The organism is Streptomyces sp. NPDC048172 (assembly GCF_043202595.1).
Classification (GTDB): Bacteria; Actinomycetota; Actinomycetes; order Streptomycetales; family Streptomycetaceae; genus Streptomyces.
In genome coordinates, this window is sequence record NZ_JBIDAT010000006.1 from 506,502 (window position 1) to 522,877 (window position 16,376).

The following is a 16,376-nucleotide window of genomic DNA, read 5'->3' on the forward strand; positions in this document are numbered from 1 at the left end:
GGGTGAGCCGGGTCTTCGGCCTCTTCTTCTTCCTGCGACGTCCGCGCCCCGGACGCTCGTCACGCACGGCCGGGCTCCGCCCCGGCACGGCGTATCGCACTCACGTTCATGAGGTCGCACTCTACATAGCTGTAGAACCAATGGGCGAGCATTCGCCGCTCCGGAACGGCCGGAGAGCCTTCCTCTACAGTGACTGTCGAAGTTACGGTGTCCATCCGGCATGCCGAGTCCGCGCATGCCCAGCAAAAGGAGCGACGGCCCGCGATGGGTGAGCCGCCAAGTACCCGCACCACCAGCAGCACCGCCCTGACGAACCCTGCCTCCGGCGACCACGGATGAGCGCCGTCCTCGGTCTGCTCGCCGTTCTGGTCCTCACCGCGGGCACCGGATATTTCGTCGCCCAGGAGTTCGCCTACGTCGCCGCCGACCGGCTCGCGCTCGCGCGGGAGGCCGAGGCGGGCGACAGGAGAGCCGCACGCGCCGTGAAGGTGCTGGAGAAGCTCTCATTCATGCTCTCGGGCGCCCAGCTCGGCATCACGGTCACCGGCCTGGTGGTCGGTTTCCTCGCCGAGCCCTCCGTCTCAGCGCTGCTGCGGCCGGCGCTGGAGGGCATGGGCCTCGGGAGCGGGGCCGTCTCCGGCATCTCCGTCGTCACGGGCTTCGTCGTCGCCACCGTGCTCCAGATGGTGCTGGGCGAGCTGGCCCCCAAGAACCTGGCCCTCGCCGTCCCGGAACGGCTCGCGAAGTCGCTGGCCGCGTCCACCCTGGCGTACCTCAAGGCCGTCGGCCCGATCGTCCGGGTCTTCGACAGCGCGGCGAACGCCCTGCTCCGCAAGGTCGGCATCGAGCCGGTCGAGGAGCTGCACCACGGGGCCACGCTGGAGGAGCTCAGCCATCTGATCGACGAGTCCCACGAGCAGGGCGCCCTGCCCCGGCACACCGCCGACCTGCTCGACCACGCCCTGGAGTTCTCCGAGCGCACCCTCGGCCAGGTGATGGTGCCGCGCGCCGAGGCCGTCTTCGTCCGCAAGGACGCCTCGGCCGCCGAGGCCGTCGGGCTCATCGCCGAGCACGGCCACTCCCACTACCCCGTGCTCGGCGACCACCCCGACGACGTCGCCGGGGTGCTGGGCGTACGCGAGCTGATGCGGCTGCCCGCCGACCGGTTCGACGACAGCACCGCCGCGACGCTCGCCCGCCCCGCGCTGCTGCTGCCCGACACCCTGCCGCTGCCCGACGCGGTGGCGCGGATGCGCGAGCGCGACGACGAGTTCGCGGTCGTCCTCGACGAGCACGGCGGGCTCGACGGCATCGTCACCTACGAGGACATCGCCGAGGAACTCGTCGGCGACATCGCGGACGAGAGCGACACCGTCGTGGAGCTCGCGGTCGCCGACGGCGCCGGATGGCTCGTGGACGCCGGGCGCCGCCTGGACGAGGTCGCCGCGGCGACCGGCGTCGAGCTGCCCGAGGAACAGGACTACGAGACGGTCGCCGGGTTCATCGTCGACCGGCTCGGCCGCTTCCCCACCGTGGACGACCGGCTGACCGTGGACCTGCCCGACGGGGACCGCGCCGCGATCCACGTACGGACGCTGGACCGCCACGTCCCCGACCGCGTACGCCTCGAACGCCTTCCGGGCCCGGGCCCGCACCTGGAACAGGGCCCGGCCGACGCGCGTGAGAACGAGGAGGAGACGACCTCATGAGCTTCCCCATCGCCCTCCTCGTCACCCTCCTGCTGCTGATCGGCAGCGGCTTCTTCGTCGCGGCCGAGTTCGCGCTCGTCGCCGCCAAGCGGCACCGCGTCGAACAGGCGGTCGCCCAGGGCGAGCGCGGCGCGAAGGCCGCGCTCGCCGGGATGCGGGAGCTGTCCCTCATGCTGGCCGGGGCCCAGCTCGGCATCACCGTGTGCACCCTGGGCCTGGGCTCGATCTCCAAGCCCGCCGTCTCCCACGCCCTCGACCCGCTCCTGGAACGGCTCGGCCTGCCCGCGAGCCTCAGCTACGGCATCGCGTTCGCCGTCGCCATGGTCCTCGTGGTCTTCCTGCACATGGTGCTCGGCGAGATGGCGCCCAAGTCCTGGGCCATCGCCCACCCCGAGCGCTCGGCGATGCTGCTCACGCCGGCCTTCCGCGCGCTCGTCACCGTCGTACGCCCGCTGATCTGGCTCTTCAACAGGGTCAGCAACGCTCTCGTACGTCTGTGCCGGGTCACCCCGCGCGACGAGCTGACCTCGGTGCACAACCGCGAGCAGCTCACTCAGCTCGTCGCCGAGTCCGCACGCCTCGGCCTGATCAGCCCCACCGACTCCGGGCTGCTCACCAGCTCCCTCACCCAGCCGCTGACGCCGGTCGGCGAACTCCAGGTGCCCGCCTCGCGGATCACCTCGGTACCCGCCGACGCCGACCTCGGTACCGTGCTGCGGATCGCCGCCGAGAAGGACCTCACGCGCCTTCTCGTACGCGACGGGGACGCGGTCACCGGCTCGCTCCACGCGCGCGACGCCCTGGTCGCCCGCTCCCGGGGCCGCGAGCTGACGGCGGCGGGTCTGGCCCGCCCCGTCCCCGAGCTCACCGAGGCCACCACCGCGGCCCACGCCGTCGAGACCCTCCGCGAGGCCCGCACCACCCTCGCCGTCGTCCGCGACGCCGCGGGCGAGCTGACCGGCCTGATCAGCCTGGACGACCTCCTGGCCCGCCTGATCGAACCGGAACCCACCGCTGCCTCTTCGCCCTGAGCACGCCCGCTTGCCGGGAGCGGGACGGCGGTGGAGCGTGCGGGGATGACCACGTCTCTCGCGCACCTGAGCGATCCGCACCTCACCACCGGCCCGCTCGGCGGCGCCCCCGCGCAGGGCCTGCACCGTGCCCTGAGCCGCGTCCTGACGCTCTCGCCCCGGCCCGACTGCGTGGTGATCACCGGCGATCTCGTGGAACGGGGCGCCCCGGAGGAGTACCGCGCGCTGCGCGAGGTCATCGGCGGCTTCCCGCTGCCGCTGCACCTGGCCGCGGGCAACCATGACGATCCCGCGGCGCTGCTGGACGAGTTCGGCGGCACGCCCTTTCTGGGCGGCGCGGAGGGCACGTCCTACGCGGTGGAACTCCCCGCCCTCACGCTGATCGTCCTGGACTCGACCGTCGCCGGGGCACCGGGAGGGCGTCTGGGGGCGCCGCAGCTGGAGTGGCTGGACAGCGTCCTCGCCCGCAGGCCGCGGACCCCCGCCGTCGTCTGCCTGCACCATCCGCCCCTCCCCGTCGGCATCCCGTTCCTGGACAGGATGGGCCTGGAGAACGGGGAGGAGCTGGCCGGTCTACTGGCCCAGCACGGCAACGTCGTACGCGTCCTGGCGGGTCATGTGCACCGCCAGGTCACGGCCGCGTTCGGCGGAAGTGTCCTGGCCACCGCTCCCAGCACCCACCTGCAGAGCGGCCTGGTGCTGCACGACGCCGTACCCGGCCACCTGCCGGAGCCCACGTCCTTCCTCCTCCACCTTCGCAGCGGTTCCGCGTGGGTCACCCACACCGTTCCCATCAGCCACGGCGCGGCACCCGTCGGCTATTTCTAGGGTCTGCAAAAAGGTTCTGGATTTCGGATTCCAGAGGGCCCGGAGCAGTACTCTTTGGGAATTCATCCGGCAGGTCCCGTTCAAGCGGACCTGTTAGTGGTGGAATTCCAGTGGCAAGGGGGAGCCATGGCGTCCAGGGGTGGAATTCTGGTTCTGGGGTGGGTCGTCGAGGGTGTGGCCGGGTCGGCGGCCACCTGGGCGTTCGCCCACATGGGAGAGGACGAGACGCTGTGGACGCTGGTGGCCGTGGGGGCTGTCATGGCGCTCACCGCACTCGTCGTGGAATCCAACGTACTCGCGGTGGCGCTTCTTCTGGGGTTGCTGGGATTCACGATCCCACTGGTGGGAGCGACGTATTTCGAGGGCCGTCAGGGAAAACCGATCACCAGTGTCGTGAAGGACGAACCGGGAAGCGGGACGACGGTGGGGAACACCGTGCGCAACAAGGGGAACTCCGGCGGTCCCGACGAGAGCCCGAGCCTGACGAACCCCGGGCCGCAGCCGTCCGGCCCGCCGTCGGAGCCGCTGCCCAGCTCCCCCGGCGACGGGCTGTAGCCCGTCGCCGGGGGACGGCCGGGGTCAGGACAGCTCGAAGCGGTCCAGGTTCATGACCTTGTCCCAGGCCTTGACGAAGTCCCGCACGAACTTCTTCTCGGAGGCGTCGCTCGCGTAGACCTCGGCGACCGCGCGGAGTTCCGCGTTCGCGCCGAAGACGAGGTCGGCGCGGGTGCCCGTCCAGCGGACCGCTCCGCTCGACGCGTCCCGGCCCTCGAACTCGTCCTGCGCCTCGGAGGTCGCCTTCCAGGTCGTGGCCATGTCGAGCAGGTTGACGAAGAAGTCGTTCGTCAGCTTGCCCGGGCGCTCGGTGAGGGCGCCGTGCCGCGAGCCGCCCTGGTTGGCGCCCAGCACGCGCAGGCCGCCGACGAGGACGGTCAGCTCGGGCGCGCTGAGGGTGAGCAGGTTGCCCTTGTCGACGAGGAGGTACTCGGCGGGGAGCCGGTTGCCCTTGCCCTGGTAGTTGCGGAAGCCGTCGACGGAGGGCTCCAGCGCGGCGAAGGACTCGGCGTCCGTCAGCTCCTCGGTGGCGTCCACGCGGCCCGGCGTGAAGGGCACCTCGATGTCGTGCCCGGCGTCCTTGGCCGCCTTCTCGACGGCCGCGCAGCCGCCGAGCACGATCAGGTCGGCCAGCGAGACGTGCTTGCCCCCGGAGGCCGAGGAGTTGAAGGACTCCTGGACGCCCTCCAGCACGCGCAGCACCTGCGCGAGCTGCTCCGGGTCGTTGACCTCCCAGCTCCGCTGCGGCTCCAGGCGGACGCGGGCACCGTTGGCCCCGCCGCGCTTGTCGCTGCCGCGGTACGTGGAGGCGGAGGCCCAGGCGGTGGAGACGAGCTGGGCGACCGTGAGGTCCGTACCGAGGACCTTCTCCTTGAGGGAGGCGACGTCCGCGGCGTCGATCAGCTCGCCGGTGCGCTCGGGCAGCGGGTCCTGCCAGAGCAGCGTCTCGGCGGGGACCTCCGGGCCGAGGTAGCGCGCGACGGGGCCCATGTCACGGTGCGTCAGCTTGAACCAGGCGCGGGCGAAGGTGTCCGCGAACTCCTCCGGGTTCTCGTAGAAGCGCCGGGAGATCGGCTCGTAGATCGGGTCGTAGCGCAGCGAGAGGTCGGTGGTGAGCATCCGCGGGCGGTGCTTCTTCTCCGGGTCGTGCGCGTCCGGCACGTTCTCCGGGGCGTCCTTCGCGACCCACTGGTTGGCTCCGGCCGGGCTCTGCGTCAGCTCGTACTCGTACTCGAACAGGTTCGTGAAGAACCCGTTGCCCCACTGGGTCGGGGTGGACGTCCAGATGACCTCCAGGCCCGAGGTGATGGCGTCCTTGCCGATGCCGGTATTGAAGGAGCTCTTCCAGCCGAGGCCCATCTGCTCCATCGGCGCGCCCTCCGGGTCGGCGCCGACGTTGCTGTCGGGGCCCGCTCCGTGGGTCTTGCCGAAGGTGTGGCCACCGGCGATGAGGGCGACGGTCTCCTCGTCGTTCATCGCCATGCGGCGGAACGTCTCGCGGATGTCGCGGGCCGCGGCGATCGGGTCCGGATTGCCGTTGGGGCCCTCGGGGTTGACGTAGATGAGGCCCATCTGGACGGCGCCGAGGGGCTCCTCCAGGTGGCGGTCGCCGGTGTAGCGCGTGTCACCGAGCCACTCGGTCTCCGGGCCCCAGTAGACGTCCTCCTCGGACTCCCAGGCGTCCACCCGGCCGCCCGCGAAGCCGAAGGTCTGCAGGCCCATCGTCTCCAGCGCCACGTTCCCGGTGAGGACCAGGAGGTCGGCCCAGGAGATCTTCTCGCCGTACTTCTGCTTGACCGGCCAGAGCAGCCGACGGGCCTTGTCCAGGCTGGCGTTGTCCGGCCAGCTGTTCAGCGGGGCGAAGCGCTGCTGCCCCGAGCCCGCGCCGCCGCGGCCGTCGCTGATCCGGTACGTACCGGCGCTGTGCCAGGCCATACGGATCATCAGCGGGCCGTAGTGGCCGAAGTCGGCGGGCCAGAAGTCCTGCGAGGTCGTGAGCACCTCGGCGATGTCCCGCTTGACCGCCGGGAGGTCGAGGGTCTTGAACGCCTCGGCGTAGCTCCACTCCTCGCCCATCGGGTTGGTGACGGGGGAATTCTTCGCCAGGATCTTGAGGTTGAGCCGGTCGGGCCACCACTGGCGGTTGCCGCCGCCCTGCGTCGGGTGCGCGGCGCGTCCGTGCGCGACCGGGCAGCCGCCTTCGGTCTCCGGGGTCACCTCTGCGGCATTGGCATCATTGTTCTCAGGCATGGGCATCCTTCCGGGCCAGACGGTTCACGGCGCTCGGGAACTGAGGGTGTGCGAACGGCCTCGGTGCGGCGATGCGCTCGGACAGGCCAACTGCCCGGAGGGGCACGTCAGTTGAACCGTCACCGGCATTCCCTGGACGCCGTCCTGTGTATTGGCTCACGCTGGAACCGATCCTACGATGGACACAATCCAAGTCAATACGAGAACCAGGGCGTGCGGGCACCGGTTTCACAGATCTTTCCGTCAGTAGACGCAGCGATGGGTGGTGGGCATGAGCGACCTGCTGGAACGGCTGCGCGCGCGTGGCTGGCGGATGACCGCGCAGCGCCGGGTGGTCGCCCAGGTTCTCGCCGGCAGGCACGTCCATCTCACCGCGGACGAGGTGCTGGAGCGCGCCTCCGTCCTGCTGCCGGAGATCGCGCGCACGACCGTGTACAACACGCTCGGTGAGCTCGTCGCGCTCGGCGAGGTGACCGAGGTGTCCAGCATCGGCCGCGCCAAGCTCTACGACCCGAACGCGCACCGCCCCCACCACCATCTGGTCTGCACCGACTGCGGCACGATCCGCGACGTCCACCCCGACGGCGACCTGCCCGACGGCCTCCCGGAGTCCGAGAGCTTCGGCTTCGTCGTCCACGCGATGGAGGTGACGTTCAGGGGCCTGTGCGCGGACTGCGGTGCGCTGTCCGGGTGAGCCGCGCGCCTCCTCCGCCGGTCCGGCCCACCGGTCCGGCCGTACGGGAGCTTACGTTGCGGGCGTGGACACGGGCGTGAGCGTGACGCGGGAGTGGGACAGGCTGAGCGAGGTCGTCGTCGGACGGGCCCCCGACTTCACCTTCCCCGCCGACCTGAGCCAGCTGGAGACCCTCTCCTTCCTGCCCGCCGCCCTCCTGGACCGGGGCCCGTCCCTCGCCGGAAGGCGCTGGTCGGAGGCGGCGCCGGAGTGGTTCGCGCGCTGCCAGGAGCAGCTGGACGCGCTCGCCGCCTTCCTCCGGGGACGCGGGATCACCGTCCACCGGCCCCGCCCCCTGAGCCCCGCCGAGCGGCGGATCCACGAGGAGTTCGCCCCCGTCTCGCTCCAGCACTTCGTCCGGGACCCGATGATCGTCATCGGGGACACGGTGATCGAGGCCTCCCTGCGCATGCCGCACCGGGCCAAGGAGCGGTACGGGCTGCGCCCCCTCTTCCGCGAACTGGTCGCGCGCGGGGCCCGCCATGTGGTGGTCCCGCCGGGCTGCCCCGCGCCCCTCCCGGAGATCGCCACCGCCGAGGGCCCGTTCCTGGAGGGCGGCGACGTGATGCTCTTCGGCGAGGACGTGCTCGTCGGCGTCGGCGAGGGGCGGTTCGCCACCGACGAGGCGGGCGTGGACTGGCTCCGCGAGCTGCTCGGCGACCGTCACCGCGTCCACCCGGTCCCCCTCCACCCCCGCGTCCTGCACCTGGACGACGGGCTCGCGGCGCCCCGCGAGGGCCTGGCGATCGTGGCCCGCGAACAGTTCACCGAGGGGATCCCCCGCCTCCTCGCCGACTGGGACCTGATCGAGGTCTCCCTCGACGACGCCCTCGAACTCCTCGCCGCGAACGTCCTCGTGCTCGAACCCGGCGTGGTCGTCCTCGACAGCAGACTCCCCCGCCTCGCCGAGGCCCTCACCGCCCACGGCGTCACCGTCCACACCCTCGACTACGACGCCGTCACTCCCTTCGGCGGCGGCTTCCGCTGCTCGCACCACCCGGTCCGCCGTGAGCGGCGGGATTCACCGGTGGGCCAGAATGTTCGGGGGACGGCCGGGATCCTGCCTCCCTGACGAGATTTTCAGTCGATGACGGAGAGGTTCGGTCCGCAGAGTGACAACCGCGAGTGACCGCAGAACCGCGATCCTGGAGTCCGCCGCGCGCGTCATCGCCCGGCGCGGGGTCCGGGGGCTGCGCGTCGAGGAGCTGGCCGCCGAGGCCGGGGTGTCCACCGCGCTGATCTACTACCACTTCAAGGACCGCGCCGGGGTCCTGCGCCGGACCCTGGAGTTCATCAACGACCGCGCCGAGCGGTACACCACCGGGGGCGAGCCGGGCGCGGAGCCGCAGGAATCCCCCAAGCCCCGGGAGCCTCTGGAACCCCTGGAGCCCCGGCAGGAGCTGGAGCGGGCCCTGCTGCTCGAACTGCAGGACGACGAGCTCGTACGGGAGAACAGCACGGCCTGGGGAGAGCTGCGGGCCAGCGCCGTCTTCGAGCCCGACCTGCGGCACGACCTGGCCAAGGCGTCCCTGACCTGGGTGCAGGCCGTCGCCGACCTCCTGGGCCAGGTGCAGCCCATGGCCCCCGCCGGCACCCTCGCCCTCGCCGCCGAGCGGTTGACCGCGCTGCTGGAGGGGCTGAGCATGCGCTGGCTCAGCGGAATCCTCCCCCTCGCGCACGCCCGCGCGCTGATGCGGGAGGCGATCGCGGTGGAGCTGGAGCGGCTGGAGCACCCGTAGGTGTTTGACTGAAAGTTCAGTCAGTGTGACAGTGAGGGCACGACACCACCACCGGAGACTTCCGTGCCCCCTTCCCCTTCCCCTTCCCCTTTCTCCCGACGCGGCGCGCTGCGCTCCTTCGCCGGGTTCGGCGCGGTCGCACTGGGACTCACGGCCTGTGACGACGAGGGCGGCGCGGCGCCAGGGCGCCGGTTCGGCGCCGAGTGGGAGAGCCACAAGCGCACCTTCATGTCCTGGCCCGCCCTCGAATCGGTGTGGGGCGACCAGCTCCCCGGCGTGCGGCGGGACATCGCCCGGGTAGCCCGCACCGTGGCGGAGTACGAGGCCGTGGTGATGATGGCCAGGCCCGGTCAGCGGGCGGCGGCCCAGAGAGCCTGCGGTTCCGAGGTCGAGGTGATTCCGCTCAAGGTCGACGACCTGTGGGCACGGGACACCGTTCCGGTCTTCGTCGAGGAGAAGTCAGGGAAGGTCCTGGGCGTCGACCTGAACTTCAACGGCTGGGGAAAGAAGCAGGAGCACAGGAACGACGCCGAGGTCGGCCGGGAGATCCTCGCCGAGTACGGCATTCCCCGTACCAAGGCCCCGTTCGTCGGCGAGGGCGGCTCGTTCGAGACCGACGGCGAGGGCACCCTGCTGATCACCGAGAGTTCGATCGTCAACAGGAACCGCAATCCGGGGAAGAGCCGCGACCGGATCGAGTCCGAGATCAAGCGCACGCTCGGCATCGAGAAGGTGATCTGGCTGAAGGGGGTGCGCGGCCAGGACATCACCGACGCGCACGTCGACAGCCTGGTCCGCTTCACCGAGCCCGGCGTCGTCCTCGTCGACAAGGCGTACCCCGGCAGCCCTCCGGACGTCTGGTCGCGCTCGGCGGAGCAGGCGAAGAAGGTGCTGCGGAAGGCGACCGACGCCCGGGGGAAGCCCTTCGAGGTCGTCGACCTCCCGCAGCCCGACCTCTACGAGATCTCCGGCCGGGGCGACGACTTCGTCTCCACCTACGCGAACTTCTACGTCGCCAACGACGCGGTCTTCATGCCCCGCTTCGGCGACGTCAAGGCCGACGACCGTGCGAAGGGCATCCTCCAGGAGCACTTCCCCAAGCGCGACATCGTGCCGGTGAAGATCGACAACATCGCCTCGGGCGGGGGCGGCATCCACTGCTCGACCCACGACCAACCAGGCGAACCAGCCGCGTAGGGCAGGAGACTTCCCGTCTCAGCGGCCTGACCCGGGCGCCGGGCGCAGGCGGCGCAGCCAGCTCTCCGTCTGGGAGAGGTGGCTGCCGGCGGCCGCGGCGGCGGCCTGGGGGTCGCGGGCGGCGAGCGCCGCGATGAGGGCCTCGTGGCCGAGGTCGCTGGCGACCCGGAACGCGGCGGTCTCCTCGGTGCCGTAGACGCTGTAGTGACGGCCGCGGGAGCGGAGGATGTCGCAGAGCGCGGCGAGGGTGTCGTTGCCGCTCGCCGCGCTCAGGGTGGCGTGGAACTCCCGGTCGAGGTCGTGGAGTTCGTCGTCGTCCTCGGTCGACGACAGCCGTGCGTGCAGGTCGCGCAGCCGCTCGACCACACCGGGTGCGGCGCGCGCGGCCGCCAGGGCGGCGGCCTGCGACTCCAGCGCGCGGCGTACGTCGAAGAGTTCCAGCAGGCCGTCCAGGGGCAGCACGTCCACGGTGGCCGCGAAGCCGACGAGCATCTGCGCCGGTACGAGCGCCGAGACGTAGGTGCCCGAGCCGTGCCGGGACTCCAGCATCCCGAGGGCCGCCAGCGAACGGACCGCCTCGCGCAGGGAGCCGCGGGAGACGCCGAGGCGGGCGCAGAGCTCGGGTTCGGGCGGCAACTGCTGGCCCGGGGCCAGTTCGCCGCTGCCGATCATGGCGCGCAGGCCGCGCGCCGCCGTGTCCGTCGCTGCCATCTCGCCTGCCCCCGTTGTCCGTTCCGGCCCCTGGTCCTGGTTCTGGTCGTGGTGCTGCTCGCGCTCCGCGTCACCGTACCGCCGACGCGGGAGTCATCTGATGACTCTACTCCGGGGCCCCTGGTCCCATGCGTGCCCACCCGCGTAACCTCCCTGGCGATCCACGAAGTCATCAGATGACTCCAGGAAGGGACCCTCGTATGCCCGCTGCCGATCCGCCCGATCTGCCTGATCCGACCGGTCCGCCCCGCGACGCCCTCGCCGACTGGGCCCTCGATCCGGCCGTCCGCCACCTGAACCACGGCTCCTACGGCGCGGTGCCGCGCGAGGCGCTCGCGCGGCAGCAGGCGCTGCGGGCGGAGATGGAGGCCGGTCCCGATCCGTGGTTCCGTGAGCTGCCCGAACGGGTGGCGGAGGCCCGTACGCACGTCGCCCGTTATCTGCGCGCCCGGCCCGAGGAGCTGGCGTTCGTACCGAGCGCCAGTGCGGGCGTCAGCGCGGTGCTGGGCAGCATCACGCTCGCGCCGGGCTCCGAGGTGCTGCTGACGGACCATGTCTACGGTGCCGTCGCCTGGGCGGTCGAACGGGCCGCGCGCCGGGACGGGGCGTACGTCCGCCGGGTGCGTCTGCCGCTGGGGGCCGACGAGGGGGGAGATCACCGAACGGGTCGGCGCCGCGCTGGCCGAGGGGCGCCCCGTCTCCCTCCTCGTCGTCGACCAGATCACCTCCGCGACCGCCCGCGTCCTCCCCGTGGCCGCACTGGTGTCGGCCGCCCACGGGGTCGGCGCCCGCGTCCTGGTGGACGGCGCGCACGGTCCCGGGATGCTCGCCGATCCCCTGGCCCACGCGGGCGCCGCGGACTACTGGGTCGGCAATCTGCACAAGTGGGCCTGTGCCCCGCGCGGCACGGCCGCCCTGGTCGCGCGGGGCGCACTGGCTCAGGAGCTCCACCCCGTCATCGACTCCTGGGGCGCGCCGGAGCCGTTCCCCCGACGCTTCGACCACCAGGGCACGGTGGACCTCACCGCCTGGCTCGCGGCCCCGGCCGCGCTCGACCTCATCGAGCGCCGCTACGGCTGGGACGCCGCCCGCGGCCGCATGGAGCAGCTCGCCGACGAGGCGCAAGGCATCCTCGCCAGGGTGCTGGCCGCGGAAGCGGCGGAGTTGACGGCCTGTCAGGCGCCCGCCATGCGACTCGTTCCGCTGCCGCCGGGACTGGCGGGCACCCAGGAGGCCGCGCACGCCCTGCAGCGTCTCGTCTCCGCCCGTACGGGCTGCGACGCCGCCTGCACCACCTGGAACGGGCGCGGCTTCCTGCGACTGTCCGCGCACCTCTACAACACGTCCGACGACTACGCCCACCTGGCCGAGCACCTGCCCGCCTGCCTGGAGGAGGCCCGGTCCCGCTCCGCGGACGTCCCGGCATGAGAGGGCCGGGAGGTGAGGGGCCGCACCCCCGGAGGGTTCAGGACGGGCGGCGCTCGCGCCGGAAGGCGCGCGGGGGCAGTCCTACGCGTCGCGTGAACAGCCGCGTGAAGTACGCCGGTTCCGCGTAGCCGATACGGCGGGCGATGGACGAGACCTTGAGGTCCGTGGTGGCCAGGAGGTGCTTGGCGGTGTTCAGCCGGGTGCCGAGGACGAAGTCCTTCGGGTTGCAGCCGGTCGTGCACCGGATCTCGTCGCGCAGCGCGGCCGGGGGCAGCGAGAGCCGTCGGGCCTGCTCGGCCACCGAGATCGGCAAGTGGGCGGAGTGGGTCAGCTCCTCGACGGCCGCCAGGGGGCGCGTCGGCGGGGTGGACCGGGAGCGGCGCAGCGTGGCCAGGAGTTCGTGGAGGCCCGCGGCGGACGTGGCGTCGAAGGCGGGTTCGGACTCGTCGCAGACCGTGGCGAGTTTACGGATGGTGCGGCGGGCGGGGGCGGCAGAGGTGAGGGGAACGACGACTTCGTCCTCGTTCTCGTCCTCGTCCGGGGCGGGGACGAGGCCACGCCGCGCGCAGGCGGTCACGGCGGCGCCCGTGAATCCCGCGAAGCACACCGTCCAGCCGGTACCGCCCGGTCCGTAGCGGTGCGGGATGCCGGGCAGGAGCCACAGCAGCACCGGGGCGCCCACGCGTACGCGTTCACGTCGGCCCCAGGAGAACCAGCCGGAGCCCGACAGCAGGACCAGCGCGACGTGGTGGTCCACCACGCGCGGACCCGCACCGCGAGCGGGCACGTCCCGCACGCCGAGGGTCGTGCAACTCAGTCCCGCGTGCGGCTCTTTCGGCGTCAGCACCGGTCGCCACTGCCACCGCTCAGGGCGCGTTCCGCTCATGCCGTAGCACCCAACAAAAGTGCAAGTGTCAGCGAATACCGGGAACTTGGCGAGCTATGTGACATGTGAAATTTTACATGGCACAACACTCCGTGTGCATGACAGCCAGGTGCGGACACCTGCGACCACGCATGCGCACGGCCCCGAAGAACTCGGAGGCTCTCTTGATAGCCAGACCCCCCATTTCGAGAACGGGGTTCTACCTTCTGGTAGCCGCCCTGGTCATGTGTCTGGGGGCGGGGTACGCACTGATCGCCCCCGCCGCCGAAGCGAAGCCGACGCCTGGCAAGGCCCCCGCCAAGGCACCCGCACCGAAGTCCGTCCCCGCTCCCGGACAGGCCACCCCCGACGCGCTCGCCGCCAGCCTCGCGCCCGGCAGCCCGGCGAAGGACGCCTCGCCGGAACGGGCCGCCACCCTGATCCGGCCCCATGTGGCCAACACCGGCGCCACCGCGCGCAGGCTGGCCCGCTCCGCGACAGGGAAGGCCCAAGCGGGCTGCAACGTCGGCGACTTCGCCTCGAAGACCGGCCCCGCGCTGATCGACCAGATCAAGGCGTCGGAGACGGCGTGCGTCAACACCCTGTTCTCCGTGACAGGCGCCGACGCCCGCGCGCTCTTCCAGGAGTCGCAGATGGTCACGGTCGCCAACGCCTACCGGGACACCGCCGCCGACTACCAGGGCGACAACAGCTCCTCGATCACCCAGCTCGTGCTCTACCTGCGCGCCGGTTACTACGTGCAGTACGGCGACCCCGACGGCGTCGGCGAGTACGGACAGGCGCTGAAGACCGCCATCCAGGGCGGCCTCGACGCCTTCTTCCACTCGTCCCACGCGTACGACGTGACGGAGGCCAACGGCCAGACGCTCTCCGAGTCGGTGATCCTGATCGACAGCGCCATGGAGAACGCCCGCTACCTCGACGTGGTCAAGAAGCTGCTCTCCGGCTACGACTCCTCGTACGACAAGTTCTACTGGATGGTGAACGCGGTCAACAGCAGCTACACCGTGCTCTTCCGCGGCAACTGGCTGCCCGAGTTCGTCGACGCCGTGGCGGCCGACAAGAGCGTGCTCACGCTCCTGCGCGACTTCGCCGTCGAGCACAAGGACCTCATCGGCACCGACAAGCAGTTCCTGACCACCAACGCGGGCCGGGAGCTGGGCCGGCTGGTGCAGCACGACAAGCTCCGCGAGGCGGTCCGTCCGCTGGCCAAGGAGCTGCTCGACGCCACCGCACTCAACGACCCCGCCACGGCCGCGCTCTGGGTCGGCGTCGCCGAGATGATGGACTTCTACGACAAGGAGAACTGCGACTTCTTCGGCACGTGCGACCTTCAGAAGCGCGTACGTGAGGCGGTGCTGCCGGTCAAGCACACGTGCGGCGAGACCCTGGAGATCGTGGCGCAGAAGCTGAACGACGAGCAGCTGGCCGAGTCCTGCAAGAGCATGCTGGGGCAGGACGCGTTCTTCCACGGCGTGGCCAAGGACACCGGCCCGGTCAAGGACGACAAGAACACCAAGCTGGAGGTCGTCGCCTTCGACTCCAGCCTCGACTACCAGACCTACGCGGGCGTCATCTTCGGCATCGACACCAACAACGGCGGCATGTACCTGGAGGGCGACCCGGCCAAGGAAGGCAATCTGCCGCGCTTCATCGCCTACCGCGCGGAGTGGTCCGACAAGTTCGAGATCTGGAACCTCAACCACGAGTACACGCACTACCTCGACGGCCGGTTCAACATGTACGGCGACTTCGAGGAGAACATGAAGACCCCGACGGTCATGTGGGTCGAGGGCTTCGCCGAGTACATCAACTACGGGTACCGCGACATCCCCAACGAGAAGGCGATCGAGGAGGCGGGCAAGAACACGTACGCCCTCAGCACCCTCTTCGACACCACGTACCAGAACACCAACACGACCCGCACGTACCAGTGGGGCTACCTGGCGGTCCGCTACCTCATCCAGTACCACCCGGATGACGTCAGCGCGCTGCTGGGCCACTACCGCAACGGTGACTGGGAGGCCGCGCGCACGCTGCTGACCAGCACCATCGGCAACCGTTACGACGCCGACTTCGCCGCCTGGCTGAGCAAGTGCTCCGCCGGTGACTGCGGCGGCACCGCCGCCGCGCGGTAGTCCTACCGATGACCCGGTGCCCCGTCCGCGACCCGCGGGCGGGGCACCGCCGTCGTCGTACGGGGGACGCGCGCGGCGGCGCGGCGTCACCCCGTGCTGTCGCGGACCACCGGTTCGGCGGGCACCAGCAGCCCCCGGCCCGGAACCGCTTCGCGCCGTACCTGGGCGAGCAGACGGCGTACCAGCTCGGCGGCGATGTCCCGCAGCGGCAGCCGGACCGAGGTGAGCGGCGGGTGCAGGAGGCGGCAGATCGGGCTGTCGTGGAAGCCGACGACCGCTACGTCCCGGCCGACGGCCAGGTTCTCCGCCTTCACGGCCTCGTACGCCGTGAGCGCCAGCATGTCGCCGGTGGTGGCGATCGCCGTGGGACGGTCGGGGCCGCGCAGCAGGGCGCGTACGGCCGCGACGGTCCCGGTCGCGTCGTCCCCCCGGGCAGCCGTCAGTTCGAGCGCCGTCGAGGCATCGAGACCGTGCCGCTGTACGCCGAGGCGGAAACCCTCCTTGCGGTCCGCCATCCAGGGCAGCTCCGGCTGGGAGCCGAGGAAGGCGACCCGACGGTGGCCGCGTGCGGCCAGGAGCTCCACCACGTCGGTCATGGCACCGGTGTTGTCGAGATCGACCCAGTGCTGCGGCGTGCCGGGGGCCGTACGGCCGAAGGCCACGAACGGCACACCGGCGCGGGCGACATGCTCCACCCGCACATCGTCGCTGAGCACGTCGGACAGCACGAAGCCGTCCACCTGCCGGGCCGCGATCAGCTCCTCGATCGCGGGGCGCGGGTCGGTCACCCCGGGCGGCGGGCGGAAGAGCAGCACCCGCTGCCCCTCGGCACCGGCGGCGTCGACCAGGGCCTCCAGGAAGCCGCCCATCAGCGGGTTGGGGTCGAACGGGTCGTCGACCGGGGCGAGATAGCCGATCGTGCGCCGCGAACCGGTGCGCAGCGAACGGGCCGACTGGTCCGGCTGATAGCCGAGCCGCTCGACCGCCTCCATCACGCGGGCCAGGGTGTCGGCGCGTACCCGCTGCGGGGCGTTCAACGCGTTGGACACGGTCTGCCGGGAAACACCGGCTGCGCGCGCCACCCCCTCGATGGTGGCTCCGGAGCGGCGCGGCCGGCGCTTTCCCTGCGTCATCTGCTCTCCGTGTCTCGCGGCGGCCCGGTCGGGGCCGC

14 protein-coding genes are annotated in these 16,376 nt (G+C 71.4%); 10 read left to right on the forward strand and 4 right to left on the reverse strand.

Annotated elements, in window-relative coordinates; all coding sequences use genetic code 11:
- The first annotated feature begins 335 nt into the window (after window positions 1–335).
- From ACGF3A_RS28045 to ACGF3A_RS28060, 4 genes are all read left to right on the forward strand, one after another.
- Window positions 336–1,709, forward strand: a complete 1,374-nt coding sequence (locus ACGF3A_RS28045) for a hemolysin family protein (RefSeq protein WP_393733114.1) — start codon at window positions 336–338, stop codon at window positions 1,707–1,709.
- Window positions 1,706–2,740 (forward strand): hemolysin family protein, encoded by a 1,035-nt coding sequence (locus ACGF3A_RS28050; RefSeq protein WP_393733115.1) that lies wholly within the window; start codon window positions 1,706–1,708, stop codon window positions 2,738–2,740. Before ACGF3A_RS28045 ends, ACGF3A_RS28050 begins: the two co-directional genes overlap by 4 nt.
- 45 nt (window positions 2,741–2,785) lie before the next feature.
- A complete protein-coding gene (locus ACGF3A_RS28055) occupies window positions 2,786–3,568 on the forward strand; it encodes a phosphodiesterase (RefSeq protein ID WP_393733116.1) in 783 nt (260 codons plus the stop codon).
- A 126-nt stretch (window positions 3,569–3,694) separates the two neighbouring features.
- Complete coding sequence (locus tag ACGF3A_RS28060) at window positions 3,695–4,123, forward strand: hypothetical protein (RefSeq protein WP_393733117.1); 429 nt, start codon at window positions 3,695–3,697, stop codon at window positions 4,121–4,123.
- A 24-nt stretch (window positions 4,124–4,147) separates the two neighbouring features.
- Here the strand turns inward: ACGF3A_RS28060 and katG are convergent, their stop codons facing one another.
- Window positions 4,148–6,373 (reverse strand): catalase/peroxidase HPI, encoded by a 2,226-nt coding sequence (katG, locus tag ACGF3A_RS28065; protein WP_393733118.1) that lies wholly within the window; start codon window positions 6,371–6,373, stop codon window positions 4,148–4,150.
- Between the two features lie 271 nt (window positions 6,374–6,644).
- Between katG and ACGF3A_RS28070 the strand changes: the two genes are divergently transcribed.
- The 4 genes from ACGF3A_RS28070 (at window position 6,645) to ACGF3A_RS28085 (ending at window position 10,042) form a co-directional block, all read left to right on the forward strand.
- A complete protein-coding gene (locus ACGF3A_RS28070; RefSeq protein WP_393733119.1) occupies window positions 6,645–7,067 on the forward strand; it encodes a Fur family transcriptional regulator in 423 nt (140 codons plus the stop codon).
- A gap of 64 nt (window positions 7,068–7,131) precedes the next feature.
- On the forward strand, window positions 7,132–8,178 hold the full coding sequence (locus ACGF3A_RS28075) for an amidinotransferase (protein ID WP_393733120.1): 1,047 nt from the start codon (window positions 7,132–7,134) through the stop codon (window positions 8,176–8,178).
- A gap of 40 nt (window positions 8,179–8,218) precedes the next feature.
- Complete coding sequence (locus tag ACGF3A_RS28080; protein ID WP_393733121.1) at window positions 8,219–8,845, forward strand: TetR/AcrR family transcriptional regulator; 627 nt, start codon at window positions 8,219–8,221, stop codon at window positions 8,843–8,845.
- Window positions 8,846–8,908: 63 nt separating this feature from the next.
- Window positions 8,909–10,042, forward strand: coding sequence for an agmatine/peptidylarginine deiminase (locus ACGF3A_RS28085; RefSeq protein ID WP_393733122.1), 1,134 nt, complete (start codon window positions 8,909–8,911; stop codon window positions 10,040–10,042).
- A gap of 18 nt (window positions 10,043–10,060) precedes the next feature.
- Here the strand turns inward: ACGF3A_RS28085 and ACGF3A_RS28090 are convergent, their stop codons facing one another.
- A complete protein-coding gene (locus tag ACGF3A_RS28090) occupies window positions 10,061–10,753 on the reverse strand; it encodes a FadR/GntR family transcriptional regulator (RefSeq protein ID WP_393733123.1) in 693 nt (230 codons plus the stop codon).
- Window positions 10,754–11,314: 561 nt separating this feature from the next.
- On the opposite strand from ACGF3A_RS28090, the gene ACGF3A_RS28095 reads away from it, so the two are divergent.
- Window positions 11,315–12,181 carry an aminotransferase class V-fold PLP-dependent enzyme gene (locus ACGF3A_RS28095; protein WP_393733124.1) on the forward strand — a complete coding sequence of 289 codons (867 nt, stop codon included), beginning with the start codon at window positions 11,315–11,317 and terminating at the stop codon, window positions 12,179–12,181.
- 37 nt (window positions 12,182–12,218) lie between these two features.
- Here ACGF3A_RS28095 and ACGF3A_RS28100 read toward each other — a convergent pair whose 3' ends face one another.
- Window positions 12,219–13,067 carry a helix-turn-helix domain-containing protein gene (locus tag ACGF3A_RS28100; RefSeq protein WP_393733125.1) on the reverse strand — a complete coding sequence of 283 codons (849 nt, stop codon included), beginning with the start codon at window positions 13,065–13,067 and terminating at the stop codon, window positions 12,219–12,221.
- Window positions 13,068–13,291: 224 nt separating this feature from the next.
- Between ACGF3A_RS28100 and ACGF3A_RS28105 the strand changes: the two genes are divergently transcribed.
- Window positions 13,292–15,205, forward strand: coding sequence for a collagenase (locus ACGF3A_RS28105; protein ID WP_393733126.1), 1,914 nt, complete (start codon window positions 13,292–13,294; stop codon window positions 15,203–15,205).
- An 86-nt stretch (window positions 15,206–15,291) separates the two neighbouring features.
- Here the strand turns inward: ACGF3A_RS28105 and ACGF3A_RS28110 are convergent, their stop codons facing one another.
- Entirely contained in the window at window positions 15,292–16,338 is a 1,047-nt protein-coding gene (locus ACGF3A_RS28110; protein ID WP_393733127.1) for a LacI family DNA-binding transcriptional regulator, read from the reverse strand.
- Between the last annotated feature and the right edge of the window lie 38 nt (window positions 16,339–16,376).

What these genes read in the sequence shown, in the direction of transcription:
- ACGF3A_RS28045 (WP_393733114.1), top strand. Translation starts at nt 336, where the DNA reads ATGAGCGCCGTCCTCGGTCTGCTCGCCGTTCTGGTCCTCACCGCGGGC.
- ACGF3A_RS28050 (WP_393733115.1), top strand. Translation starts at nt 1,706, where the DNA reads ATGAGCTTCCCCATCGCCCTCCTCGTCACCCTCCTGCTGCTGATCGGC.
- ACGF3A_RS28055 (WP_393733116.1), top strand. Translation starts at nt 2,786, where the DNA reads ATGACCACGTCTCTCGCGCACCTGAGCGATCCGCACCTCACCACCGGC.
- ACGF3A_RS28060 (WP_393733117.1), top strand. Translation starts at nt 3,695, where the DNA reads ATGGCGTCCAGGGGTGGAATTCTGGTTCTGGGGTGGGTCGTCGAGGGT.
- katG (WP_393733118.1), bottom strand. Translation starts at nt 6,373, where the DNA reads ATGCCTGAGAACAATGATGCCAATGCCGCAGAGGTGACCCCGGAGACC.
- ACGF3A_RS28070 (WP_393733119.1), top strand. Translation starts at nt 6,645, where the DNA reads ATGAGCGACCTGCTGGAACGGCTGCGCGCGCGTGGCTGGCGGATGACC.
- ACGF3A_RS28090 (WP_393733123.1), bottom strand. Translation starts at nt 10,753, where the DNA reads ATGGCAGCGACGGACACGGCGGCGCGCGGCCTGCGCGCCATGATCGGC.
- ACGF3A_RS28100 (WP_393733125.1), bottom strand. Translation starts at nt 13,067, where the DNA reads ATGAGCGGAACGCGCCCTGAGCGGTGGCAGTGGCGACCGGTGCTGACG.
- ACGF3A_RS28105 (WP_393733126.1), top strand. Translation starts at nt 13,292, where the DNA reads ATGTGTCTGGGGGCGGGGTACGCACTGATCGCCCCCGCCGCCGAAGCG.
- ACGF3A_RS28110 (WP_393733127.1), bottom strand. Translation starts at nt 16,338, where the DNA reads ATGACGCAGGGAAAGCGCCGGCCGCGCCGCTCCGGAGCCACCATCGAG.